Raw genomic sequence first — 24,622 nt, forward strand, 5'->3', positions numbered from 1 at the left:
GCTTGCGACAAGAACTTTCGAGAAGGGTGCTGTGCTCAGCAGCAAGTGTCGGAAAATGACAGAAATACGGCAGCACCTTTGTTGGACCCGACGCTACAGTGATTGCATATGGGGAGACATCGGGGGGAACGATGGCGTCAACTATCCTGGAACAAATCACACGCAAGAAGCCGGTTGACCGGCTGATTGCGGACACCTCGGGCGCCGGCGACGGGCATGGCCATCTCGGACGCTCGATCACGCTGTTCCAGCTGATCATGTTCGGCGTGGGGGCAACGATCGGCACGGGTATCTTCTTCGTGCTGAGCGAACAGGTGCCGGTGGCCGGCCCTGCGGTCGTGCTCTCCTTCATCATCGCAGCGGTCGCTGCGGGCTTGTCGGCGCTCTGCTATGCCGAGATGAGTTCGATGATCCCGGTCTCGGGCTCCTCCTATTCCTATGCCTATGCGACGCTCGGCGAGGGTATCGCCTTCTTCGTCGCCGCCTGCCTCGTGCTGGAATACGGAATTTCCGCCGCCGCGGTGGCGGTCGGCTGGGCCGAATATGTCGAAAAACTGCTCTTCAACATCACCGGCATCGTGCTGCCCGGCTGGATGATCAAGGGGCCGATCACCGTCGTCGACGGCGACCATCCCTTTGCCATGGCCTTCTTCGCGGAAGGCTCCGGCCTCATCAACCTGCCGGCCGTCATCCTTGTCATGCTCTGCTGCATCCTGCTTTTGCGCGGCGCCAAGGAATCGGCGCGGGCCAATGCCATCATGGTGATGGTCAAGCTCGCCGTGCTGACCCTCTTCATCGTGATCGCCGGCAGTGCCTTCAACAGCGCGAATTTCATGCCCTTCTTCAACGAGAGCGGTTTTGGCGGCGTGCAGGCGGCGGCGGCCTCAATCTTCTTCACCTTCGTCGGCCTCGATGCCGTCTCGACGGCGGGCGAGGAAGTGATCAATCCGCGGCGCAACCTGCCGATCGCCATCATATCGGCACTCGTCATCGTCACCGGCTTCTACGTGCTGGTGGCGCTGGCCGCCCTCGGCGTGCAGCCGGCGGATGCCTTCGATGGGCAGGAGGCGGGCCTCGCCACGATTCTGCAAAACCTGACGGGTGCCGCCTGGCCGGCGAACCTGCTGGCCGCCGGCGCGGTGATCTCGATCTTCTCGGTCACGCTCATCGTGCTCTACGGCCAGTCGCGCATCCTCTTTGCGGTGTCGCGGGACGGCCTGCTGCCATCGATCTTCCACAAGGTCGATCCGCGCAGCATGACGCCGGTCGCCTGCACGATCATCGTCGCGGTCTTCGTGTCGCTGATCGCCGCCTTCGTGCCCTCGGGGCTGCTCTGGGACCTGACGAGCATGGGCACGCTGACTGCCTTCTCCGTGGTCTCGGCCGGCGTGCTCATCCTGCGCTACACGCAGCCCGACATGCCGCGCGGCTATCGCGTGCCCTTCGGCCCGGTGTTGCCGGTGCTCAGCATCGTCGCCTGCCTCTACCTGATCTTCAAGCTGAGCTGGATGGTCTACGCCATTACCGGCGTCTGGGTGGCGATCGCCGCACTTGTCTATTTCGGTTACTCCGCCCGCAACTCGCGGCTCGAAAAGCCGGAAGGTCTCGGCGAGGCGGCAGAATGAAGATCCTCGTCGGTCTATCCGCCGACCAGGGCGGGCAGGAGGCACTGGCGCTCGGCGCGGTGCTCGCCCGGTCCTGCAAGGCATCGCTTGTTGCCTGTACGGTGACGCCCGACACCTGGGGCCATCCTTCGCCGGCGCGTGTCGACGGCGAATATGGCAGCTTCCTCGCCCGACACACCGCCGCGGTGCAGGCCGAGGCGAAGGCATCGCTTCCCGACGACGTGGTCGCGGAGTTCCTCGCCGTTTCCGCCTCCTCAGCCCGCGAAGGCCTCACCAGGACCGCCTCCGAGATCGGCGCCGATTGCCTCGTGCTCGGTTCGGCGCGCGAGGCCCCGTTCGGCCGCTTCGGCGAGGGCGGTGTGACGACGGAACTTTTGCGCTCCGCGCATCTGCCGATCGCGGTGGCGCCGCATGGCTATTCGGCCGGCCCCGAGAGCCGTATTCGCCGGCTCAGCGCCGCCTATTCCGGTTCATCTTCCGCGCCTGGCATCGTCGCCCGCAGTGCGGCACTCGCACAGGAATACTCGGTGCCGCTTCGTCTCGTGACCTTCGTGGTGCGCGACAAGCAGATGTATCCAACGGGTGCCGGCTACGACGCGGAGCATTTCGTCTCCAACGTGCTGCGCGAGCAGGCACGGGATGCGCAGACCACCCTGCTTGCCGGACAGGCGGGGCTTTCCGCCGAGATCGCCGACGGCCCGACCTGGAAGGCGGCTTTCGAGTCGCTCGCCTGGGAGGAAGGCGAACTGCTCGTTCTCGGTTCCAGCAAGCTGGGGCCGCTGATGCGGGTCTTTCTCGGCTCGAACGCCCGCAAGATCGTGCACAACGCGCCGGTGCCCTGCCTCATCCTCCCGCGCGCCGAAGAATAATCAAAAAGGGTATTCCAGCCGCTCGGACAAGTCTCGTAGAGTACCATTCAGGATGGGGCAAAAGACATGAAACACCGCCCCGCCGGAGGAAAATAGATGACGACCAAGACTTACAACCAGCCGCTTGGCGGCAACGAAATGCCACGCTTTGGCGGGCCTGCGACGATGATGCGGCTGCCGACGCAGCCGACCAGCGAGGGGCTCGATGCCTGCTTCGTCGGCATTCCGATGGATATCGGCACCTCGAACCGGCCGGGCACGCGCTTCGGGCCGCGCCAGATCCGCACCGAGAGTTGCATGATCCGCCCCTACAACATGGCGACCCGTGCGGCCCCCTTCGACAGCCTGCAGGTCGCCGATATCGGCGACGTGGCGATCGACACGTTCAACCTGCCGAAATGCGTCGACATCATCACCGACGCCTACCGCGACATCATCAAGGACGGCTGCAAGCCCTTGACGCTCGGCGGCGACCACACGCTGAGCTATCCGATCCTGCGCGCCATCGCCGAAAAATACGGCCCCGTCGGCCTCATCCATGTCGATGCCCATGCCGATATCAACGAACACATGTTCGGTGAGCCGATCGCCCATGGCACGCCGTTCCGCCGGGCGGTCGAGGCCGGCGTGCTCGACACGAAACGCTGCATCCAGATCGGCGTGCGCGGCACGGGGTACGCCGCCGACGATTTCGACTGGCCGCGCGAACAGGGTTTCCGCGTCGTGCAGGTGGAAGAGTGCTGGCACAAGTCGCTGACGCCGCTGATGGAGGAAGTCCGCGCGCAGATGGGCGACCGCCCGGTCTACCTCACCTTCGACATCGACAGCCTCGACCCGTCGATTGCGCCGGGCACCGGCACGCCGGAGATCGCCGGCCTCAACACCATCCAGGCCCTGGAAATCATCCGCGGCTGCTGGGGCCTGAACCTTGTCGGCTGCGACCTCGTCGAAGTCTCGCCGCCCTATGATCCGTCCGGCAACACGGCGATCACGGCGGCGAACCTTCTCTTCGAAATGCTTTGCGTCCTTCCGGGCGTCAAGAGGCGATAAACAATGGCAGACACCCGGCTTACAACAGGCGAATATCTCGTCCGTCTCCTGGAATCCTACGGCGTCGAGCTGATCTTCGGCATTCCGGGGGTGCATACGGTCGAACTCTATCGCGGCCTGCCGGCCACGAGGATCCGCCACGTCACGCCGCGCCACGAACAGGGCGCGGGCTTCATGGCCGACGGCTATGCGCGCGTGACCGGCAAGCCGGGTGTCTGCTTCATCGTTACCGGCCCCGGCATGACCAATATCGCCACCGCCATGGGCCAGGCCTATGCGGATTCCGTGCCGATGCTGGTCATCTCCGCGGTCAATGCCCGAAGCGAACTCGCCATGGGCCAGGGCCGGTTGCACGAGTTGCCCTCGCAGCGCAACCTGGTGGCGGGCGTCAGTGCCTTCAGCCACACGCTGCTCGATCCCGCGCAGCTTCCAGAGGTGATGGCGCGCGCCTTCACCGTGTTCCATTCGGCCCGCCCGCGCCCCGTCCATATCGAAATCCCGCTCGACGTCATCGTGGCGCAGGCCGGGCATCTTTCGACGGACGCCTGGCCGCTGCCCGGCCGTGCCGCGGCCGATCCCGCCAGCATCGCCAAGGCGGCGACGATCCTCAAGGCGGCCAAACGCCCGCTGATCATCGCCGGCGGCGGCGCTGCCGATGCGGCGGCCGAGATCGCCGCCATCGCCGAAAAGCTCGACGCACCGGTCTTCATGACGATCAACGGCCGCGGCATCCTGAAGCCCGGCGACCCGCGCATCATGACCGGCAATCTCAGCATGCCGCCGCTGCTCGACGAACTTGCGACAAGTGATGCGATCCTCGCCATCGGCACGGAGTTCGGCGAGACGGAAATGTATCCCGAGCCAAAACCGCTTTCCTTCGGCGGCCCGCTGATCCGCATCGACATCGACCCGGCGCAGATCGTCACCGGGCTGCGCGCAGACGTGCCGATCGCCGCCGACGCGAAGCTTGCCGCCACAAGTCTCAACGCCGCGCTCGGCGAGGGCAGGACTGCCGGGGACGGTGCCGCGCGGGCAAAAACCGTGCGGGAAAAAGTGGAGGCCGGGCTATGGCCCGCCTGCCGCACCCATGGCAAGCTGATGGAGGTCATCATCAGGGCGCTGCCCGAAGCCACGGTGGCGGGCGACCAGACCGAGCCGGTCTATGCCGTCAACCAGTTCTATGAGGCGCCGCAGGTGCGCTCCTTCTTCAACTCGTCGACCGGCTATGGCACGCTCGGCTACGGCCTGCCGGCCGCCTTCGGCGCAAAGCTCGGCGCCCCCGACCGTCCCTCCGTTTGCCTGATCGGCGACGGCGGCCTGCAATTCTCCGTGCAGGAGCTGGCGAGCGCCGTGGAAGCCGGCATCGCCACCGCCGTCGTCATCTGGAACAACACCAGCTACGGCGAGATCAAGGCCTTCATGGCCGAACGCGACATCCCGCAGATCGGCGTCGACATCTTCACCCCCGACTTCGTCGGCCTCGCCAAGGCACTCGGCTGCGAAGCCTCGCGTCCGACCTCGCTCGCCGAGCTGGAAAGCGAACTGAAAGCCTCCGCCACCCGCAAGGTGCCCACCATCATCGAAATCCAGGCCGGCTCACAGCTCGCTCAAACCCTCGCCGCGTGAGGCAAAGATGCGGAACCTGCTCTTCATCAATGGAAAATGGTTGGAGCCTGTAGAGCCCGGCCGCATCCCGGTCTTCGATCCCTATCGCGGCACCGCCTACCATGAGGTCTCGGCCGGTGGGCCGGCGGACGTAGACAAGGCTGTGGCGGCGGCGAAGGCTGCCTTTCCGGCCTGGCGCGACGCCGGTGGCCGTGAGCGTGCCCGCTACCTCGCCGCCATCGCTGAAAAGCTTCAAGATCGCGCTGAAGAACTGGCCCGCCTCTCTTCGCGCAACAACGGCAAGCCGCTCGGTGAGGCACGCATCGACATGGCCGATGCTGCGGCCTCGTTTGCCTACTATGCCGAACAAGCCATCGCCTTGCAGGATCGGCAGGATGCGGATGTCACCTTGCCTGACGATGGGTTTCACGCCCGGCTGCGGCAGGAGCCGGCAGGCGTCGCGAGCCTCATCGTGCCATGGAATTTTCCGCTGGTGACGACGTCCTGGAAGGTCGCTCCCGCACTTGCCGCTGGCTGCACGGTGGTGCTGAAACCGTCGGAAATCACGCCCGTCGTGGAACTGGAACTGGGTGCTATCGTCGAAGAAATCGGCCTGCCGCCCGGTGTGCTGAACATCATTACCGGCACCGGCGAGCGTGTCGGCGCGCCGATGACGACGCATCCGGATGTCGCAAAAATTTCTTTCACCGGCTCGAACGCTGTCGGCGCACGCGTCATGGCGGCAGGCGCCCCGGGCGTGAAATCGGTGAGCCTTGAACTTGGTGGCAAGTCGCCCATCGTCGTTTTCGCCAGTGCGGATTTCGACGAGGCGGTGGAATGCGTGCTCGGCGGTATCTTCTTCAATGCCGGCCAGATGTGCTCCGCGACCTCTCGCCTTCTGGTGGAAAAATCAATTGCGCCAAAGCTAATGGACGCCATAATCGCTGGAAGCCAGGCGTTGAAGCCCGGAGATCCCTTGGATGAGGGCACTGAAATCGGCCCGGTCACCATGAAGGCGCAGCATGACAAGGTGCTGGCCTGTATCGAGCGTGGCAAAGCCGAGGGCTTGAACCTACTCGCCGGCGGCGGCAAGCCTGCCGGTCTGGACGGCTGGTTCATCGAACCGACAATCTTCGGCGATGTGCCCACAACGAGCGCTCTGTGGCGCGAGGAGATTTTCGGGCCGGTGCTCTGCATTCGCACCTTCGAAACGGAGGAAGAGGCTGTCGCGCTCGCCAACGACTGCGATTTCGGCCTCGTCGCTACCGTGGTGAGTGGTGACGACGCGCAGGCGAACCGTGTGGCCAATGCCATCGAGGCCGGCCATGTCTGGATCAACAGCCCGCAGGCGATTTTCGTTCAGACGTCCTGGGGCGGCTTCAAGGCGAGCGGCATTGGGCGCGAACTCGGGCCGTGGGGCCTGTCGTCCTACCTTGAGGTGAAGCACGTCACGTCACGCTTGAAACGATAACCCAAACGACGGACCGGGGGGCATGTCGAAAAAGAAGAAAGAGCGGAAGAACGAAAAGAAGCGCGACAAGCGCAAGAAGCACTCGAAGAAAAATGAGGGGTACATCATGGAAACCATTCGCAACGTGGCCGACCTGCGCGTCGTCATGCACCGCAACGAGCGCCCGATCTATTTCATCTCCGCGACGAATTTCAACCTGATCGGCATCGACGAATGGGTACGGAATTTCAAGTTCGTCAGCTATATCGACTGCTTCGACGGCCGGCACCCGAACGTCTTCGTCCCCTCCGAAATCCCCCATGCCGAATTCGAGAGCATCGAGGACATCAACAATTACCTGCTGCAGCACAAGGAAGTGATCGACTACATCACCAAGCGCGGCGGTCGTGCGGTCGCAACCTTCCTGATGTTCGACGAGCAGACCGAGGAAATCTGCGAGGAGCTCGGCATCGAGATCTGGTTCCCCAAGGCAAAGCTGCGCCAGCGCTGCGACAACAAGATGGAGACCGTGCGCATCGGCAACAAGGCCGATGTGCCCTCCGTGCCAAACACATTGGCGCCGGCCCGCACCTATGAGGAACTGCTGTCCTCGGCGAAAAAGGCCGGCATCGGCAAGGACCTCGTGGTGCAGACCGCCTTCGGCGACAGCGGCCACACGACGTTCTTCATCGCCAGCGAAGAGGACTACAATCGTCACGCCGCGGAGATTTCCGCGGAGTGCGAAGTCAAGATCATGAAGCGCATCAAGTGCCGCGGCGCGACGATGGAGGCCTGCACGACCGGCTCCGGCACGCTCGTCGGCCCGCTTCTGACGGAAGTCGTCGGCCAGCCGGCGCTGACGCCCTACAAGGGCGGCTGGTGCGGCAACGAGATCTTTCCGGGCGCGTTTTCAGAAAAGATCCGTGCCAAGGCGCGCGACATGGCGTACCGCTTCGGCAACCAGCTGCGCGAAGAGGGCTATCGCGGCTATTTCGACCTCGACTTCCTGATCGACGTCGAGGACAACGAGGTCTATCTCGGCGAATTGAACCCGCGCATCTGCGGCGCCAGTTCGATGACCAACCACGCCGCCTTCGCCTATGCCGATGCGCCGCTCTTCCTGTTCCACCTGATGGAATTCTCCGGCATCGAATACAAGTTCGACGTCGAGGAGTTGAACAACCGCTGGGCGCAGAAAGAGTTCATCGATTCCTGGTCGCAGGTGGTGATCAAGTCGACCGAGGATCTCGTCGACATCGTCACCCACGCGCCGGCGACCGGCATCTATCACATGGCGCCGGATGGCAGCGTGTCCTATGACCGCTTCGACTATCACCGCCAGGCGATCGAGAGCGAGCAGGAGGCGTTCTTCCTGCGTATCACCGGTCCCGGCGACTACCGCTACGAGGGCGCCGACCTCGGCATCCTGATCACGCGCGGACGGGTGATGGACGACGAATTCGAGCTGAACGAGCGCGCCAGCAACTGGATCAAGGGCATCAAGCGCCTATATCTCAGCAAGCCGCTGACGGAAATCCAGCGCGATGAAGCGCCGGAAGCCGGCTCGTTCAAGATCCTGTAGGACGCCATGGACCTCCAGTTCGAAGCCATCGACGAAGACATGCCCGGCCCCAAATGGCGCCGGGTGTTCGATCGTCACTGGCATGCCTATAGCCGCTGGTTCGTGCGCGACGGGGTTCGTTCGCGCCCGACCTACTTCATGAGCCTCAAGGCACTGCGCAAGCACATGCCGGAACTGCTGCCGACCTACGAGGCCATCGTGGCGACGGCCGGCGACGGTGACCTCGAGGCACGTTTCCTCTCCATGTGGTGCCCGCCCTTCTATGTCGGCGGCTGTTCGCAGGCGATCCTGACCGGCGCGGAACCGGCGCTGATCCGCAACTACGACTACAGCCCGCGCCTTCTCGAAGGCACCTGGCTCGCCTCCCGCTTCAACGGCAGGCGTGTACTGGCCGTGGTCGATTGTCTCTGGGGCGTGCTAGACGGCATCAACGAGGACGGGCTTGCGGTCTCGCTCTCCTTTGGCGGGCGCACCGCCGCGGGGCAGGGGTTCGGCATTCCCGTCGTGCTACGCTACGTGCTGGAATTCGCAAGCACCACGGCGGAGGCCGTCGCCATGCTGCAGCGCATTCCCGTACACATGTCCTATTCGATCGCCGTCATCGACCGGCAGGGCAATCACGCGACCGTCTATGTCAATCCGGATCGCCCGGCCGAGGTGGTGGAACGGCGCGTCAGCACCAACCACCAGCACGGCGTCGAATGGGCCCGCCATGCCGAGACCACCAAGTCGGTTGAGCGCGAGGCGGCGGTGGAAAAGTCGCTGGCCGGGTCGGCGGATGTCGAGCGCGTTCTTTCCGGATTTCTTCGCCCGCCGGTCTACCAGACATCCTATGGACGCGGCTACGGCACGCTCTACACAGCCGTCTACCGGCCACTCGATGCCTCGGTGGAGCTCGTCTGGCCGGGCTCGGTCTGGCGGCAATCCTGCGCCGAATTCCAGGACGAGGTGCGCATCATCCGCTTTAACGACGGGGATTCCGGCGGCTTCGCACCGACTTTCAAGCAGGGTGCGGTGAGCAGTTAAGAACAAAAGGCTGGCCGTTTCGCAAAGCGGAAAAGCGAAACTGCGCCAGGGTGAGGGGAGTGTCATGAAAGTAGTCGTTCTGGGGGCCGGCGTCGTCGGCACGGCGGCAGCGTGGTATCTGTCGAAGGATGGCCATGACGTGACCGTGCTGGAGCGCCACGAGGACGTGGCGCGCGGCACCAGCCAGAGTAATGCCGGCCTCGTCTCGCCGGGCGATTCCACCGCCTGGGCCTCGCCGGCCGCCCTCACCACCTTTATGAAATCGCTGTTTCGCTCCGATCTCGGCGTCAAGGTGCACTTCAGCCTCGATCCGCAGTTTCTCTCCTGGTGCCTGCGTTTTCTCATGCAGTGCACGCAATCGCGTGCCAACGCCAACACCGAGGTGAAGCTGCGCCTCGCCTTCTACGCGCGTGAATGTATCAACGCGCTTCAGGAAGAGACCGGCATCTCCTATGAAGAGCGGCGCAAGGGCATTCTCTATTTCTATCGCTCGCAGCAAAGCATGGATGCCGGCGTCAAACACATGCAGTACATCGCCGACCGGGGCCTTGCGATCGAAGTGGTGGATCGTGAACGTCTGGCGGTGCTGGAACCGGGTCTGGCCGCCGTCAAACACCAGCTTGCCGGGGGCGTCTTTTCCTCGATGGATCAGACGGGAGATTCATCCCTCTTCACCCGCAGCCTCGCCGCACAGGCCCGCATGCGCAACGGTGTCGATTTCCGCTTCGGAACGACGGTTACCGGCCTCGATATCCAGGGCAGCCGGGTCAAGGCCGTGCTGACGGACAAGGGGCCTGTTGCCTGTGACGCCGCGGTATTGTCGCTCGGTCCGGAGAGTTCGTTGCTGGCGCGCAAGATCGGCATCGACGTGCCGGTCTATCCGGTGAAGGGCTATACCGCGACCTTGGCGATCGATGCGGAAAAGGGGCCGACCATGGGCGGCGTCGACGAAGATCGGCTGATCGCCTATTCGCGCCTCGGCAATCGGCTGCGCCTTGCCTCTACCGCCGAATTCGCCGGCTACGACCGCACGTTCAAGCCCGCCGACTTCGCGAACATGTTTCGCACCGCGCACGACCTTTTCCCCGGTGCCATCGACGAAAGGAAGGCTACGCTCTGGTCGGGCCTGCGTCCGATGATGCCGGGCTCCGTCCCGGTCCATGGACGGGCGCGCTACGAGAACCTCTTCCTCGATACCGGCCACGGCCATGTCGGTTGGACGATGGCCTGTGGTTCCGGAAAACTCGTCGCCGATCTTGTTTCGGGCCGCAAGCCGGAGATCGACACCGCGGGCCTCCTTTATAGGAACTGATGCATGTCCGACCCGCAAATCTCCATCGATCTTGCCCGCATCGAACACAATGCCCGTGCCGTTGTGGATCTCTGCCGCCAGTCCGGCATTACGCCATTCGGCGTGACGAAGGGCACCTGCGGCATGCCGCAGGTCGCGCGCGCCATGCTGCGCGGCGGTGTGGCAGGCATTGCGGAATCCCGCTTCGAGAATATCCGTCGCCTGCGCGATGCCGGCATCGACTGCCCGATCATGCTGTTGCGCAGCCCGCCACTGACGCGCGTGGAAGAGCTCGTACGCACCGTCGACATCAGCCTGCAATCCGAGTTGCAATTGATGCGCGAGATTTCGCGCGTCGCCGAGCGGCTTGGCCGCGTGCACGACGTCATATTGATGATCGACCTCGGGGATCTGCGTGAAGGCATCTGGCCGAGCGACTTGATCCCGACCGTCGAAGCGGTGATGGACCTGCCGGGCGTGCGCATCGCCGGCGTCGGCACGAACCTCACCTGTTTCGGCGCCATCATACCCACTCAGGAAAACCTGACGCAGCTCGTCGCGCATGCCTACAAGGTGGAGAGTATTACCGGTCACCCGCTCGACTGGGTTTCCGGCGGCAATTCCTCCTCGCTGCCGCTGTTGCTTGCAGGAGGCATGCCGGCCGGAATCAACAACCTGCGCATCGGCGAGGCGATCCTGCAGGGCGGGCGCGACACGTTCCTGACCGACCCCTGGGGAGCGCTCGACCGCGATGCCTTCGAACTCACCGGCGAACTGCTGGAGGTCAAGACAAAACCCTCCATGCCGATCGGCCAATCCGGCATCGATGCCTTCGGCAATGTGCCGATCTTCGTCGATGAGGGCGACCGGTTGCGCGGCATCGCCAATATCGGCCGCGAGGACGTGATCGCCGAGGGGCTGATGCCAACCCGACCGGGCGTCAGGGTTCTCGGCGCATCAAGCGACCACCTGGTGCTCGACCTCACCGACGCCGACCCGCCCTTGGCCGTCGGCGAAAATGTCAGCTTCCGCATGAATTATGGTGCGCTGCTGACGGTGATGACCTCCGAATATGTAGAGAAGGTTCCGATGCGGGATGTGTACGAGATGAGCGAGGCGAGGACCTATGCGATCGGGACGGACGCCATTGGCGGCGCGCTCGTCGTCGTGCAGAACATTGCCGAGCGCATCGATCATCTTGGTTTCGAGCGGAGTGCGAATGAAAATGCGCTGACGCTCTCCGTCTGTGCCCGCAGGCGTGATGTCATCCGTTTTGTCGAAAACGCGGGCCGTCGGCACGATGCGCTGGGCATGATCTGGATCGATTCCGACGCGGCGATGATGCCGGACGGAGACACCGTCGCGCCGCCGGCGGAAAACGCCGTGCTGCGCCGCATGCTGGATCGCCTGCCACCGCATGTCGCGCCTGAGAACATCGTGTTGATCGGCCTTCGCAACGCGGCGCCGGACGAGGCGGCGGCGTTGAAGGCCTCGCGCATGCGCATCTTCACCATGGCGGAAATCGATGCCGTGGGGCTGCGCCAGGCGATGCGCGAGGCGATCGCCATCGCGTCCGCCGGTACGCGCGGCTTCCATCTCTGCTATTCGCCGACCGTGACCGACATGTCCGGCTGGAGCGGCGGCATCGGCGGCATTACGGTGCGCGAGACCCACTCGGCGATGGAAATGGCGGCGCTCAGCGGCAAGTTGCGCTCGCTCAGCATTTCCGGCATTGATGCCGCGCTGCCATCGCCGATCGGCGCGGAATGCGCCAACTTCATCCTGTCGGCCTTCGGCAAAACCATTCTCTGATCACAACCAAGGGAGATTTTTGATGATCAAGCGTATCAAGCCCGGCAAGCGCTTCTGCGAAGCCGTCGTCGTCAACGGCATCGTCACGACCGCCGGCGTCACCGGCGATGGCGCAGACACGGTTGCACAGACCCGCGACATCCTGGCCACGATCGACAGCCTGCTTGCTGAGGCCGGCACCTCCAAGGCCAAGCTCATCAGCGCCAACATCTGGCTGCGCGACATCGCCCATTTCAGCCAGATGAACGAAGTCTGGGACCAGTGGGTCGACCCGAACAACCTCCCGGTCCGCGCCACGGTAGAAGCCCGCCTGGCGGCCCCGGAACTGCTGGTCGAAATCCAGGTGACGGCGCTCGTCTGAGCATTTTGAGCCAACAACACAAAGCCGGCTCAGCATCAACTGGGCCGGCTTTGTCGTTCTCAGTGTGAGAATATCGTTGAGGCATAGCTGGTTAGAAGCGAATCTTCACCATTCCCTTGAACACTCGGCCCCATCCGTTGAAACCCGGCATGACTTCGAAATCCTCGTCCAGCAAATTGTAGGCACTGGCTTCGAAAGCGATGTTCTTGTCAAATGGCTCCCAGGTCAGTTCGGCGTCCAATGTCCAGTAGTCATCCAGTTTGCGAGGGGTGACATCTCCATAGCGTTCGCCGACATAGTTGGCGGCCAACGTCGCTTTCAGATTGGCGTCGCTCACATAGGTAACCGCGACTTGTCCCGTGTGGCGAGGCAGAAAGGGCAAGGCCCGGCCGAAAGCAGGGCTCGTCTGATCCTTCACCTCGGAAAACGCCAACGCATAGGTTGCCGAAAGGCCGAAGCCATGAGGCAGTGCGAGATTGGCCGTAACGGCGACGCGATCGGCTTCCGCCCTGCTGAAGCTGTAGCTTGATAGGAGCAATGCGTCGTTCACGGTCAGGTCGTGAAAGGTCTGGTGCTGGTAGTCGACCGTCGTGAAGAAACGATCCGTCCATTCGGCATCCCATTTGAGTGCCAATGTGTCCGAGTAACCATCGGACCCTACGCTGAAATCATTGGCCTGCAATCCGACGATCCCTATGGGGGCAAGCGTCGGTGTCGTCATATCCGACGTTTGGCGAATGTAGCCTGCTCGCAGCCAATGCCCCTCGGCAGGTATCCAGGCAAACCCCGCGCGTGGTTCAAGATGCTCGGCGTCACTTTCGCTGCCCCCGAGAACGGTTCCAAACAGGCCGTATTCAGCCTTCAGATCCGGCGTAATATCATGCAACAGATCGACATAGGCTTTGCTGAAGTAGCTTTCGTCGCGGGTGGACGCGCTGACCGCCGGGATGTCGGAGGTTTCGACCCGGATATCGAACGAATTGTTCAGAACGCCGCCTTCCACGCCATAACGCCAGGTGAGATTGTCGCTCTCGACGACATGATTGACCGCAGCGACATAGCTCTTCTGCCCGAACACCGTCGTGCCATCTTGAAAAAACGGCGGAGTTTCCTCTCGCATTCTTCGCTCGAAATCGAGCGAGGAAAACAGCAGCGCCGTATTCACCACGTTGCGATAGTCTATCGTGTGGCTCCAGCCGAGACCGGCCGTGGTGAAAGTGGTGTCCACCCCGTAAAGACGGCCGGGGAAAAAGAGATTGATGTAGGGCGTATTGAACTCGAAGCCGGACGTGCTGTGGCTGGCGTAGGCGACCAGCCGATCATCCGGCGTTAGGGTCGAGGTGAGATAGCCATTCAACCCCTTGATCTTCTGTTCGTTTTCGCTGTTGCGGGTAAGAATGCCGCTGTCGAGAACCGTGCGCGTTCTATCCGGCGAATCCGCGTATTGCAGATTCAGATAGCCGCTGAAGGGTACCGGCTCGTTCGAATAGCTTTGAAGCTCCAGCTCCCCGACCCACCCTTCTGTACCCGGGTTGAGGGTTGTGCCGATACCGATCGATCCCTCGAAGAATGGCCGACGCAGAAGATTGGCGGAACGAGACCGGCTGGAAATCATGTGTGGGTCGAACAACAGGCCCTGGAAGAACGACGAAAATGATTTGCTGTTCGGATTGTCGGTAATGACGTTTTCGCCGAAAAGAAATGAACTTGTCAGTGGGTCTGTGCCACCGCGAATCGATTGGTCGACGTAGGAACTGCCTTCAAAGGGATCGAAAACGGCATCACCGTAATACTGTCCCCACGCGTTCAGTCCTTGTAGGCGAAATGCGTTGTTCAGGGTGGAGCCGGCATTCTGATTGGCGTCGAGCGTCGCAAAATGGCCGCCCTGTGCACGGGATCGGCGAAGGAATTCCTGGGCGTTCTCGATCGCTCCTTCGGCATCATAGTCGTCAATCGCAATCGAGGTGCGCATGGACGAAATGACCGGGTCGTTCTTGTCGAGCCGGTCGGCATTGTCGAGCGCCTGGTCGGCCGGTTCCCGGGCGCCGCTTTCGTAGTATGCGGCCGCCAACAGGAGCTGGGATTGCGAGTGCCCGGGATTGGCGGTGGAGGCGGCAAGCATATCGTCCACGCCCTTTTCCAGGTCACCGGTCTGCAGGTAGTAGCGGCCGCGGGCGAGCAGGGCGAAGCTGAAGGCAGGATCGGCGGCTATCGCCAGATCGATTTCGCGCTTGGCTTCCTTCATGCGACTTTGATCGAGATAGAAAATCGCGAGGTTGGCGTGCCCGATGGGACTTTCCGGGTCGAGCTCGATTCCCCGTATCAGTGCAGCTTCCGCTGCACGCGTAGCACCGCGCGCATCTTGCAGAAGGCCCAGATCGTTCCACATCGAGGAGGAACCCGGCGCAAGCTCGGTCGCGCGTGTCAGATCCGCGAGTCCTCCTTCTAGATTTCCTTCGAAATCGACCAGGAACCGTGCACGGGCAGCCAAGGCAAGCGGATCGTCGGGATCGAGGGAGAGGGCGCGATCGACCGCTTCGCGCATCTGCTCGCGGTCGTTTATGAGTTGGGCAAGGAGCGCACGGATTGCCGGAAGCGACGATTCGTCGGGAAAGCGTGCCTCCGCGTCGCGCATAACGGCGATCGCTGCGGGAATGTCTTCGAGGAAGCCAACCGTGTAGGCTTTCATAACGGCGGAGTAGGGGTCCCGAACCTCTCCCGGAGGCGTCAATACAAGCTCGGGGCTCGCCAGTGAGCGTGCATAATACTCCCCATAGGCGGCGATGCCGCGGCGGACAGGATCCAGCCCGGATTTCGCCTCTGCGAAGAGACGCGCAGCGTCCGCGTAGCGTGTCTCGGCGCCGGCCAGCAAAGCCTCCGCCATGGCGGCACGCGCCCTGCCGGAAGGTGTCAGTCGCCCCTTCCTGGCCTCGGCGAGTGCGACGCGTGCCGCGTCGCGCCCGATGAGGCTCAAGCTTACCTCCGCAAGAACCAGCCAGTCGTCTGCACTGCGCGCATCAGGCGGAATAGCCGAGACCCGCGCCTGCTCCTCGCGCATGCGATTGAGCGGCAATGGTGTTGCCGGTATGATGGTGAAGCCATCCCGCAGGGTCAGATAGAAAAGCATCTGCTCTCGGTCGTCCGGCGTGACGATGACGAATTTTTGCGGCGCCCGGCCGACAGACGCAACGGCGGCTTCGCCCTGGGAGACTTCCACGCTGCCAAGTTCGTTCTTCAGCTCGACCTGGCCTTCGAGTACGACCAGCGAGGTCTGGTCGCCCTTGACGGTCAGGGTCCAGTCCGTGCCGCGGATTGCCGCCGTCGCTGCCGGGGTCTCCACCGCAAGACCCTGGCCGCCGCGCTGGGCGCGGGCCCACATCGTGCCGGACTGGAGGTTCAGCGTGGTATCGCCGCCCGGCGCCATCTGCTTGACCTGCAGCGCGGAATTGCGGCCGAGCCGTACCTGGGTGCGGTCTGCGAAAAGAATGGCGAGCTGGCCGACGGCGTTGGTGCGCAACACGTCCCCGCCCAGAAGGTTTTGGTAACGCACCACGTTCTGCCAGTTCGAAAAATCGACGAAGCGGACTTCCTCGCCCATCTTCTGCTCGATCACCGAACCGGCCACCGAACCGCTGCGATCCACAGGATCGGCCGTCGCACGATCAGGTAACAGGCCGACGAGGCTTGCCGCCGCCGCCAGATGCAACACGCTCGCCACAAGCGGCTTCAGTCCGCTTCGATATCGATGCAAATCCCGTCCGTGCAACCCAACTCCCCCACCAGGATGCGAAAGATCGCGTCATCCGGCTTGGGTACGACGAGGCCTCACAAACTGCCGATGCTTATGCAAGGGCGGAAAGCAGCATATCGATAACAACGGATGCAAGTTGAACGCGAACGTGGCGTACAGATACTGCCTTTTCATTTTGTGGGCAATCTTCGATTTATGTTCGAAATGCTTTCAGATTCACGGGCTATCGAAGGGCGGTGGATAAAATGGAAGGGCCGGGGCTTCATGTCCCGGCCCTTCCATTTGTCTCAATGGGCGAATTTTCAAAGCAGCTTAAACGCCGGCAGCGACCATCGTGTAGATCTTGCGGGTCTGCTCGTGGATCGTCCATTCGCCGCGCCAGCCAAGCGGCAGCACGAACATCTCGCCTGCGCCGATCTCCTTTGCCGTGCCGTCGCTGTTGTGCAGCGTCACGCGACCGACAAGCAGGTGGCAGATTTCGGCGTGGTCGCTGCGGTCGGCGGTAAAGCGGCCGGGCGTGCATTCCCACACACCGGTTTCCATCTTGCCGTCGGGGCTGGTCCAGAGGGCGACGGCCGCCTCCTCCTGATTGCCCTCGAGCGAGGTCTGTTTCGACGCGAAGGCGCCGAGATCGAGGCTCAGGAGGTCGCCGAAATTCTCAAAACTGATCATCATATGTCCTGTCTTAAAGTGCGTGTTTCAATGGCCGGTAATGCTGTCGGCGAGTGCCGCCAGCTTCGATGTGTGCGGCTGGCCGGCGAATTCACGGTCATCCGCCATGCGGTAGAGCTGGTACATGGAGTGCACGCCGAGCCAGCGGAACGGCTCCGGCTCCCATTTGCGGACCGTGCGGTTCACCCAGGGCAGGCCGGTCAGTTCCGTCTCGCGGTTGAGCACGAGATCAGCAAGCGTGCGGCCGGCGAGGTTCGAGCTGGAGACGCCGAGGCCGACATAGCCGCCGGCCCAGCCGATACCCGTCGAGCGATCGAAACCGGCCGTCGTGCACCAGTCGCGCGGCACGCCGAGCACGCCGCACCAGGCGTGGTCGATCTTCAGCGATTTCGTCTGCGGGAGAAGCCGCGTCAGGATGCCGTGCAGCGCGTCGATGGTCGCCTGCTGCGTCTGGCCGTTGACGTCGGTCTTCGAGCCGAAGCGATAGGGTACGCCGCGCCCGCCCATGGTGATGCGGCCCTCGCGGGTGCGCTGGGCGTAGCAATAGGCGTGCGCCGCGTCGCCGAGCAGTTCGTGGCCTTCCCAGCCGATCTGCTTCCAGAGCGCATCCGGTACGGGTTCGGTGACGATCTGGGCGCTGTTCAGCGCCAGCCATGTCCGTTCATAGCCCGGCAGGCCCGCGGAAAAGCCTTCCGTGGCACGGATGATGTAGGGCGCGCGCACCGTGCCGCGGTCGGTTTCGACACGACCTTTCTCGAACGAGGTGACGCTGGTTCCCTCATAGATCGACACGCCAAGGCCTTCGACAACACGTGCAAGGCCGCGCACCAGCTTGGCCGGCTGCACGCGGGCCATGCCGCGGTAGATGATGGCGCCGCGGAGGTCAGCGATGTTGATGTGCTTTGCGGCCTCGTCCGCTGACAGAAGCTGCACACGTTCCGGCGGCATCTGCCAGTCGAGATCGAACTGGTAACTTTCGCGCACGCGTTGAAGCTGGGCGGCGTTGGTGGCGGCGATGATCTTGTCGACGCGAATGAGATCTGCGTCGATGCCCTCGGCCTTGGTGACGCGTTCGACCTCGTCGACGGTCCCGGCCATGGCGTTCTGCATGTCGACGACGGCGCCGCGGCTGGAGGTTTTTGCGTATTTCTCACGCGACCAGCTGAAGCCACCGGAGAGCCAGCCACCATTGCGGCCCGATGCGCCGAAGCCGGCGAATTCCCGCTCGAGCACGACGATATTGAGGCTCGGATTGGCCTTCTTCAGGTAGTAGGCGGTCCACAGGCCGGTATAGCCGGCGCCGATGATGCAGACATCGGCCTCGCGATCACCGGGAAGGGGAGGGCGCTTCTGGGGAATGCCGCCGATATCGGCGTACCAGAAGGAAATGTTGCCGTTGGTCTTGACGTCCATGGGGATGCTTTCGGGTTCAGGTCAGCGTCACGTCGGCGCTGGCATCGTCGGGAAGAAGAATGAGGTCGGCAGGCGTGAAGGCGATGTCCACGCTGTCACCGATGGCGAAATCCGTTGCGCCGAGCGGGCTGCGGACGACGGCGATCGTGCCGTCGTTCAGCCGGATTTCGTATTTCGAGCCGGAGCCGAGATAAATCGCCTCCGCGACCGAGCCGGACAGGCGGTTTTCGCCGGTCACGACATCGGTACCGGCACGCTTCAGCGCCACGCGCTCCGGCCGCAGGAGCATGACCGGCCGGGCATCGGCGGCAAGGCGGCTGTGCGCCACGATCCTGTCGTTGCCGATGGTCATGATCGTGTCATTACCGGAGACTTCGCTTGCGCCCCGCAATACGGTGGATTCGCCGATGAAGCGACCAACGAACAGCGTCGCCGGATTGTCGTAGAGTTCACGTCCCGTACCGATCTGCTCGATGCGGCCACCGTTGAAAACGGCGATGCGATCAGACAGCACCAGCGCCTCCTCCTGGTCGTGGGTGACGTAGACGAAGGTCGTTCCGAGTTCGCGATGGATGCGCTTGATCTCGAGCTGGAGCCATTCGCGCAGCTTCTTGTCGAGCGCGCCGAGCGGTTCGTCCATCAGGAGCAGGGGCGGATCGAAGACCAGCGCGCGGGCGAGCGCCACGCGCTGCTGCTGGCCGCCGGAAAGCTCGTTCGGATAGCGATGGGCAAAATCCGCCATCTTCACCATGTCGAGCGCGCGTTTGACCCGGCGTTCGCGGTCCTCGCCCTTGATGCCGCGGAGCGTCAGCGGATAGGCGACATTCTTGCCGACCGTCATGTGCGGGAAGAGCGCGTAGTGCTGGAAGACCACGCCGATGTTACGCTTGTGCGAGGGCAGACCGGTCACACTCTTGCCGCCGATTTCGAGCGTGCCGGAACTGATGTCGGTGAAACCGGCGATCAGGTTCAACGTCGTCGTCTTACCGGAACCGGAGGGGCCGAGCAGTGTCATGAACTCGCCGGGGCGGATGTGGAGATCGATGTCGTTGAGGGCCACGAAAGCGCCATAACGCTTCGAGGCCTTGCGGATTTCGATCGCAGCACCAGCGGATCGTTGGGGTGCATTCATAGTCATGTCCTTCCACGGCGCATGCCGAAGAGCAGGCCGGCAATGATGATGAGCGACGTTGCGATGAAGAGCAGGGTGCCGACGGCGGCAACCGTCGGGTCGGCGTCGCGGGTGATCGACGAGTAGATCTGCACCGGCAGGGTCTTCAGGTAGGGGCTGGTGATGAACAGCGCGACGATGATTTCGTCGAACGAGGTGATGAAGGCGAAGAGCGCGCCTGAGAGGATGCCCGGCAGGATCAATGGCAGCGTCACCGTGCGAAACACCGTCAGCCGCCCGGCGCCGAGGCTCGATGCCGCCGTTTCCAGCCGGCGATCGAAGACTTCGAGGCTTGCCTGCACCGCGATCAGGACAAAAGGAATGGCGAGCATGGTGTGCGCCAGCACGAAGCCCGTGACGGTGCCGACCAGATGGGCGTCGAGATAGACGGCATAGATGCCGATCGCCAGAACCACCCCGGGCACGACCATCGGCGTGATCAGCAGGGCCCGCAGCAGCCCGCCTGTGCGCGCCGCCGCGCGGGTCACGCCGAAGGCGGCGAGGGTGCCAACGACAGTTGCGACCACTGCCACGATGAGGGCGATGAACAGCGAGTTGGTGAAGCTCGTCGTCCAGTCCGGATTGGTGAAGAAGTTGCCGTACCATTGCCACGAGAAACCGACCGGTGGGAAGGCCAGCGACTTGTTGCCGTTGAACGACATCGGGATCACGACCAGCGTCGGCGCCAGCAACAGCACGGCGACGAGCAGGCAGAAGAGGCCGAGGAGAACGCGCGGGAAAGAAGGCATCGGCTCAGGCCTCCCTGCGCGAGCTGGCGTGTTTCTGGCGCATCAGCGGGGCGGCGATGGCGAGCAGCACGAAGGTTGCGACCAGCAGAACGACGCCCATGGCACCACCGCGGCCCCAGTTGAGCAGGCTCAACACCTGGTTCTGCACGAGCGAAGACAGCATCGTGCTGCGCGGGCCACCGAGCAGTGCCGGCGTGATGTAGAAGCCGAGCGACAGGATGAAGACGATGATGACGCCGGCATAGACGCCGGGTAGCGACAGCGGCATGTAGATCTGCACGAAGGCGCGCCAGGGCTTTGCGCCGAGGCTGCGGGCGGCCTGCAACAGGCGGGTATCTATGCCCTTCATCACGGAATAGATCGGCAGGATCATGAAGGGCAGCAGCACCTGCGTCATGCCGATGATGACGCCGGGCAGCGTGCGGATCAGCTTGACCGGCGAAAGGCCGAGGCCGCGCAGGAAGGAATTAATGACGCCGGAATCCTGCAACAGGATGACCCAGGCCAGCGTGCGCACGACGCCGCTTAGCCAGAAGGGCACGAGCACGCAAAGGATCAGCACCAGCCGGACATTCTTGCCGACGATGGTCATGGCGTAGGCGTAGGGGTAGGCGCAGATGAGCGAAACCAGTGTGACCCAGGCGGCAACCACAAAGGTCCGCTGCAGCACCGTCCTGTTGACCGCGGACTGGAAGAACCAGACGTAGTTGTCGATGCCCGGCGCAGGCTCGGTGAAGCTGCGGACGACGACGATCGCCAGCGGATAGGCCAGTGCGATCACGAGCACCAGCACGGCGGGCGCCGCAAGCCAGACCGCGCCACGGGGGCGAAATCGTGAAAGGAAGCCGGGCTGTTCGGCACTGGCGGCTAGGTCGGGGGTGGCGGTGGTCATGGAGATCTCCCGTCATGGAAGCAAGTCCGGCCGAAGCCGGACCTGCGAGGGATCAAGGCTTAGTTGCCGGAGAGAAGCGCATTCCACTTCTCGGCGGCGAGATCGAAGTTCTTCACCCAGAACGGGATGTTCTGCTGATAGCTCTGGCCGATACGCTCCGGCGTGCTGGTGAGGAATGCAGCGGTGACGTCATCCACCTTCGGCTTGGAGTCGAGGTTGATCGGCGTGTAGGAGGTCTTTTCGGTCAGGATCTCCTGCGAGCGAGCGCCGAGATAGGCGTTGAGCAGGGCGTAGGCAGCATCGGTATCCTTGACGCCGACCGGAATGGTCATCTGGTCCATGACGACCAGCCAATCCTGCCAGACCGGCGTATACTGTGCGCCGTTCTTCACGGCGGTCATCGCGCGGCCGGTCCACATCATGACCATGTCGGCTTCACCGGATTCGGCGAGCTGCTGCGATTCAGCGCCGGTCTTCCAATAGATCGTGTCGGGGCCGAGATCGCGCAGCTTCTGGATGCCTTTCTCGATGTCATCGGCCGTCATCGCCTTCGGATCGCCGCCAGTTGCCTTGAAGGCCTGCTCGATCAGGCCGCCTGTCGGATCGCCGCTGCCGTCGATGGCGCGGCTGCCCGGAAACTTCTCCGTGTCGAAGAAATCGACCCAGTTCTTCGGCGGATTGTCCTTGTAGGTCTCGTTCTTGTACATCAGCACGACGCCATAGTTCATCGCCGGGACCGAGCACTCGCCGACCTGGTTCGGCGGGATCTTCGACACGTCGAGCTTGGAGAAGTCGAGCTTCTGGAACAGCGTGCCGCAATGGACGTAGGGCGGCAGGTCGGCGGTATCGACGACATCCCAGGTGACGTTGCCGGCATCGACCTGCGCCTTCAGCTTCGCGATTTCCGTCGGGCCGTCATTGAGCAGCGTCACGCCGGATTTCGTGACGAAATCCTGAAGGGCGGCCACCTGGCCGTCCTGGTAGATGCCGCCATAGGAGACGAAGGTCAGCGTCTTGCCCTTGAGCGAGCCTTCCTTCACTTCGCCGGCGACCGGCTTTTCCTGTGCAAACGCCGGCAACGCCAGGGCGCACGTCATCGTTAGGGCGAAAGCCCTCGCAAAATTCTTCATCGTCATTACTCCCAGTAGCGCTCGCGTGCGTTGTTCCTGCTGCGGTTACGAGCCCGGCCGTGGCAGGTATTTGTCGAGGTCATCCGCGACGCTTGTGGGCGGCGCGATCATCCAGAGGACTTCAGCGGTTTCCGTGCCGATGTTTTCGGTCTTGTGCGGAACCGAGCTTGGATATTCGATGCTGTCGCCGGCCGACAGCACATGGCGTTCCTCGCCGAGGGTGAGCTCTACCTTGCCCTGCAGAACGAAGAAGAGTTCATGCGAATCCCCATGGCTGTAAGGCTTGTCGCCCGTCGAGCCACCGGGATCGAATTCACCGATATAGACTTCCATGTCGCGGATCGGACGCCGCGACAGAAGCATCTTGCGATACCCCTCGGCCGGAGGCAGGGCAGGGCGCTCATGTTTGCGCAGGACGCGGCCGACGGGCGGAGACCCATCGTCGAAAAGGTCGGTGAGGCTGATGCCGAGTGCTCCGGCAATGCGCATCAGCGTGCTGATGTTGACGCCGCTGAGACCACGTTCGAGCTGGCTGAGGAAGCTCGCGGTCGTGCCGGTAGCGTCTCCCAGCGTGCGCAGCGACATGCGTCGGGCGGTGCGGAAAGCCTTGACCTTCTCACCGACAACAGCCTGATTCTTCGCAGCAACAGCGATATCGTCCATGGCCTCACCTCTCACTTAACACTGTATTAAGTGGATTGGCGCTTGGCAACAGCGAATTTCACCATTGGCTGTTTTATGCGGAACGAAGCGTGAGTTTCACCTTTGCCCATGCAGGGCGTGCGCCATGATTTGCATTGTTTCGTTGACAGGAAACGTTAGCATGGAATACAAAAAATATATATAATACAAATTGTTGAATAGAAAACTGCACAGATCACTTGAATCTTGCGGCCTACTTTTCCCCGTCCTCACGATGCCGGTGCAGATCGAGATGAATTTGCCCGCTTTCCTGCAGAGCAGAAAGCAAGTGCCCGGGAAGGCCACCGGTTGACGCTGCGTCACCGGATCGCGCGGTCTCTGCATCCTTGACATGGTCGGCCGCTTCCCGGGCAATGGCCAGAGCGGCGGCGGCGGCGAGGAAGGCGTTGGTGCGATGATGTTCGGCGAGCCCGATCTGGGCGGCATCGATCGCGCGTCCGGCTTCGGCGATCATTGCATCCGCCGCTGCAAGCCGTGCCGAAAGCATGCCGACGATAAACGGTGCGGCATCCGCTCTATCCAGCATACGCACAAACACGCGGCGCCCCGCACCGAGATGTCGCGACGCTTCGAGAAGCAGTTCGAGGTCGTGGGGGACGGAGCGTTGCACGCCCTCGCCAGCGGGATGCAGCAGGGTATCGCCGTCGACCACGACATCCTTGAAAAGCACATGTTCAGCCGGCTGCGGCTTTCCGTTTGCCGGCTCGCAAGTGTTTGCGGCATAGCGCAGGCCCGATACACGAACCGAAAGCAGCAGTCCGGCCGTCTTGCCCCCACCGGGCCGCGCCGGCACCAGCACCCAATCAGCATGCCGCGTACAGGGGGTACAAAATGCCTCGCCGTTCAAGCGCCAGCCAAGGCCATGCGGAACCAGCGTCAACGCATCCGTCGGCGCCTCCTTGCGCTGTACTGAGGCGCCCGCAAGCCGCGCGCCGGCAAGCGCTGCGGAGAAAACCGTGTTGTGCTGTCCCTCCGCACCCAAACTTCGAACACGCTCCAGACCGACGAAATGAGCGGCGAGAATTTCACCGAGCGTTGCCGATTGCGCCGCCGCTTCAGTACAGATGGTGGCGAGGATGGTGTTGGAGACATCGATGCCGCCGTGATCGGTCGGTACGGAAACGCCGAGCAGACCTGAGCGTGAGAGAAGGTCAAGCCGCGCTTCCGCCGTTTCCAGAGACTGTCCAGAACCGCCAAAAACACCCGCGATCGTGCGTGCCACCGCAATCGCTTCGTCCTCCGTGCTGATGACGGCGGCGGTTCGAATGGGTCGGTCAAGCGGCGATGAAATCGTACCCATGTCGTCTGCTCCTTGCTGAAGGTGGTTTCAGGGCGCACAGGCTGAGACAAGTGAAAAGATCACATTCTATAGAGACTGTATAGTTTATTTCCGTTTTTCTGCCGCGAAAGCGGCGGACAGATTGCATGTCCAGAACCGACCGAACTGCGAAACCTTTAACGTTTTCAAAGC

General features: G+C 62.9%; 19 protein-coding genes. 10 read left to right on the forward strand and 9 right to left on the reverse strand.

Annotation, left to right across the window (positions count from 1 at the left end; all coding sequences use genetic code 11):
• Positions 1 to 131 precede the first annotated feature (131 nt).
• From BSY16_RS27910 to BSY16_RS27955, 10 genes are all read left to right on the forward strand, one after another.
• On the forward strand, positions 132 to 1,625 hold the full coding sequence (locus tag BSY16_RS27910) for an APC family permease (RefSeq protein ID WP_069063020.1): 1,494 nt from the start codon (positions 132 to 134) through the stop codon (positions 1,623 to 1,625).
• On the forward strand, positions 1,622 to 2,494 hold the full coding sequence (locus tag BSY16_RS27915) for a universal stress protein (protein WP_069063021.1): 873 nt from the start codon (positions 1,622 to 1,624) through the stop codon (positions 2,492 to 2,494). Before BSY16_RS27910 ends, BSY16_RS27915 begins: the two co-directional genes overlap by 4 nt.
• Before the next feature lie 96 nt (positions 2,495 to 2,590).
• Positions 2,591 to 3,544, forward strand: coding sequence for an agmatinase (speB, locus tag BSY16_RS27920; protein WP_069063022.1), 954 nt, complete (start codon positions 2,591 to 2,593; stop codon positions 3,542 to 3,544).
• Positions 3,545 to 3,547: 3 nt separating this feature from the next.
• Positions 3,548 to 5,170, forward strand: coding sequence for a 5-guanidino-2-oxopentanoate decarboxylase (locus BSY16_RS27925; protein WP_069063023.1), 1,623 nt, complete (start codon positions 3,548 to 3,550; stop codon positions 5,168 to 5,170).
• 7 nt (positions 5,171 to 5,177) lie between these two features.
• The gene (locus BSY16_RS27930) at positions 5,178 to 6,620 is read left to right on the forward strand and encodes an aldehyde dehydrogenase family protein (protein WP_069063024.1); all 1,443 of its coding nucleotides are present in this window, start codon (positions 5,178 to 5,180) and stop codon (positions 6,618 to 6,620) included.
• 106 nt (positions 6,621 to 6,726) lie between these two features.
• On the forward strand, positions 6,727 to 8,181 hold the full coding sequence (locus BSY16_RS27935) for a biotin carboxylase (RefSeq protein ID WP_069063752.1): 1,455 nt from the start codon (positions 6,727 to 6,729) through the stop codon (positions 8,179 to 8,181).
• Positions 8,182 to 8,187: 6 nt separating this feature from the next.
• Positions 8,188 to 9,207 carry a C45 family autoproteolytic acyltransferase/hydrolase gene (locus tag BSY16_RS27940; protein ID WP_069063025.1) on the forward strand — a complete coding sequence of 340 codons (1,020 nt, stop codon included), beginning with the start codon at positions 8,188 to 8,190 and terminating at the stop codon, positions 9,205 to 9,207.
• A gap of 64 nt (positions 9,208 to 9,271) precedes the next feature.
• Positions 9,272 to 10,519, forward strand: coding sequence for a D-amino acid dehydrogenase (locus BSY16_RS27945; RefSeq protein WP_069063026.1), 1,248 nt, complete (start codon positions 9,272 to 9,274; stop codon positions 10,517 to 10,519).
• A 3-nt stretch (positions 10,520 to 10,522) separates the two neighbouring features.
• Positions 10,523 to 12,310 (forward strand): alanine racemase, encoded by a 1,788-nt coding sequence (locus tag BSY16_RS27950; protein WP_069063027.1) that lies wholly within the window; start codon positions 10,523 to 10,525, stop codon positions 12,308 to 12,310.
• A gap of 19 nt (positions 12,311 to 12,329) precedes the next feature.
• Entirely contained in the window at positions 12,330 to 12,671 is a 342-nt protein-coding gene (locus BSY16_RS27955; RefSeq protein ID WP_069063028.1) for a RidA family protein, read from the forward strand.
• 91 nt (positions 12,672 to 12,762) lie between these two features.
• On the opposite strand, the gene BSY16_RS27960 is transcribed toward BSY16_RS27955, so the two are convergent.
• The 9 genes from BSY16_RS27960 to BSY16_RS28000 form a co-directional block, all read right to left on the reverse strand.
• Entirely contained in the window at positions 12,763 to 16,269 is a 3,507-nt protein-coding gene (locus BSY16_RS27960; RefSeq protein ID WP_150130233.1) for a FecR domain-containing protein, read from the reverse strand.
• A 465-nt stretch (positions 16,270 to 16,734) separates the two neighbouring features.
• Positions 16,735 to 17,094 carry a cupin domain-containing protein gene (locus BSY16_RS27965; RefSeq protein ID WP_069063754.1) on the reverse strand — a complete coding sequence of 120 codons (360 nt, stop codon included), beginning with the start codon at positions 17,092 to 17,094 and terminating at the stop codon, positions 16,735 to 16,737.
• Between the two features lie 27 nt (positions 17,095 to 17,121).
• A complete protein-coding gene (locus tag BSY16_RS27970) occupies positions 17,122 to 18,507 on the reverse strand; it encodes an NAD(P)/FAD-dependent oxidoreductase (RefSeq protein WP_069063029.1) in 1,386 nt (461 codons plus the stop codon).
• 16 nt (positions 18,508 to 18,523) lie between these two features.
• A complete protein-coding gene (locus BSY16_RS27975) occupies positions 18,524 to 19,639 on the reverse strand; it encodes an ABC transporter ATP-binding protein (protein ID WP_069063030.1) in 1,116 nt (371 codons plus the stop codon).
• Positions 19,640 to 19,641: 2 nt separating this feature from the next.
• The gene (locus BSY16_RS27980; protein WP_069063031.1) at positions 19,642 to 20,427 is read right to left on the reverse strand and encodes an ABC transporter permease; all 786 of its coding nucleotides are present in this window, start codon (positions 20,425 to 20,427) and stop codon (positions 19,642 to 19,644) included.
• Between the two features lie 4 nt (positions 20,428 to 20,431).
• Positions 20,432 to 21,319 (reverse strand): ABC transporter permease, encoded by an 888-nt coding sequence (locus tag BSY16_RS27985; RefSeq protein WP_069063032.1) that lies wholly within the window; start codon positions 21,317 to 21,319, stop codon positions 20,432 to 20,434.
• Positions 21,320 to 21,378: 59 nt separating this feature from the next.
• Entirely contained in the window at positions 21,379 to 22,455 is a 1,077-nt protein-coding gene (locus BSY16_RS27990; protein ID WP_069063033.1) for an extracellular solute-binding protein, read from the reverse strand.
• A 39-nt stretch (positions 22,456 to 22,494) separates the two neighbouring features.
• Positions 22,495 to 23,112, reverse strand: coding sequence for a helix-turn-helix domain-containing protein (locus BSY16_RS27995; RefSeq protein ID WP_069063034.1), 618 nt, complete (start codon positions 23,110 to 23,112; stop codon positions 22,495 to 22,497).
• A 232-nt stretch (positions 23,113 to 23,344) separates the two neighbouring features.
• A complete protein-coding gene (locus BSY16_RS28000) occupies positions 23,345 to 24,451 on the reverse strand; it encodes an acyl-CoA dehydrogenase family protein (RefSeq protein WP_069063035.1) in 1,107 nt (368 codons plus the stop codon).
• Between the last annotated feature and the right edge of the window lie 171 nt (positions 24,452 to 24,622).

This window comes from Sinorhizobium sp. RAC02, assembly GCF_001713395.1.
Lineage (GTDB): Bacteria > Pseudomonadota > Alphaproteobacteria > Rhizobiales > Rhizobiaceae > Shinella.

Excerpts from the sequence above, each read along its gene's own strand:
- BSY16_RS27970 (WP_069063029.1), bottom strand. The coding sequence starts at position 18,507 with ATGGACGTCAAGACCAACGGCAACATTTCCTTCTGGTACGCCGATATC.
- BSY16_RS27915 (WP_069063021.1), top strand. The coding sequence starts at position 1,622 with ATGAAGATCCTCGTCGGTCTATCCGCCGACCAGGGCGGGCAGGAGGCA.
- BSY16_RS27945 (WP_069063026.1), top strand. The coding sequence starts at position 9,272 with ATGAAAGTAGTCGTTCTGGGGGCCGGCGTCGTCGGCACGGCGGCAGCG.
- BSY16_RS27910 (WP_069063020.1), top strand. The coding sequence starts at position 132 with ATGGCGTCAACTATCCTGGAACAAATCACACGCAAGAAGCCGGTTGAC.
- BSY16_RS27940 (WP_069063025.1), top strand. The coding sequence starts at position 8,188 with ATGGACCTCCAGTTCGAAGCCATCGACGAAGACATGCCCGGCCCCAAA.
- BSY16_RS27975 (WP_069063030.1), bottom strand. The coding sequence starts at position 19,639 with ATGAATGCACCCCAACGATCCGCTGGTGCTGCGATCGAAATCCGCAAG.
- BSY16_RS27995 (WP_069063034.1), bottom strand. The coding sequence starts at position 23,112 with ATGGACGATATCGCTGTTGCTGCGAAGAATCAGGCTGTTGTCGGTGAG.
- BSY16_RS27950 (WP_069063027.1), top strand. The coding sequence starts at position 10,523 with ATGTCCGACCCGCAAATCTCCATCGATCTTGCCCGCATCGAACACAAT.
- BSY16_RS27990 (WP_069063033.1), bottom strand. The coding sequence starts at position 22,455 with ATGACGATGAAGAATTTTGCGAGGGCTTTCGCCCTAACGATGACGTGC.
- BSY16_RS27925 (WP_069063023.1), top strand. The coding sequence starts at position 3,548 with ATGGCAGACACCCGGCTTACAACAGGCGAATATCTCGTCCGTCTCCTG.
- BSY16_RS27980 (WP_069063031.1), bottom strand. The coding sequence starts at position 20,427 with ATGCCTTCTTTCCCGCGCGTTCTCCTCGGCCTCTTCTGCCTGCTCGTC.
- BSY16_RS27930 (WP_069063024.1), top strand. The coding sequence starts at position 5,178 with ATGCGGAACCTGCTCTTCATCAATGGAAAATGGTTGGAGCCTGTAGAG.
- BSY16_RS27935 (WP_069063752.1), top strand. The coding sequence starts at position 6,727 with ATGGAAACCATTCGCAACGTGGCCGACCTGCGCGTCGTCATGCACCGC.
- BSY16_RS27985 (WP_069063032.1), bottom strand. The coding sequence starts at position 21,319 with ATGACCACCGCCACCCCCGACCTAGCCGCCAGTGCCGAACAGCCCGGC.
- BSY16_RS28000 (WP_069063035.1), bottom strand. The coding sequence starts at position 24,451 with ATGGGTACGATTTCATCGCCGCTTGACCGACCCATTCGAACCGCCGCC.
- BSY16_RS27960 (WP_150130233.1), bottom strand. The coding sequence starts at position 16,269 with ATGGGCGAGGAAGTCCGCTTCGTCGATTTTTCGAACTGGCAGAACGTG.
- speB (WP_069063022.1), top strand. The coding sequence starts at position 2,591 with ATGACGACCAAGACTTACAACCAGCCGCTTGGCGGCAACGAAATGCCA.
- BSY16_RS27965 (WP_069063754.1), bottom strand. The coding sequence starts at position 17,094 with ATGATCAGTTTTGAGAATTTCGGCGACCTCCTGAGCCTCGATCTCGGC.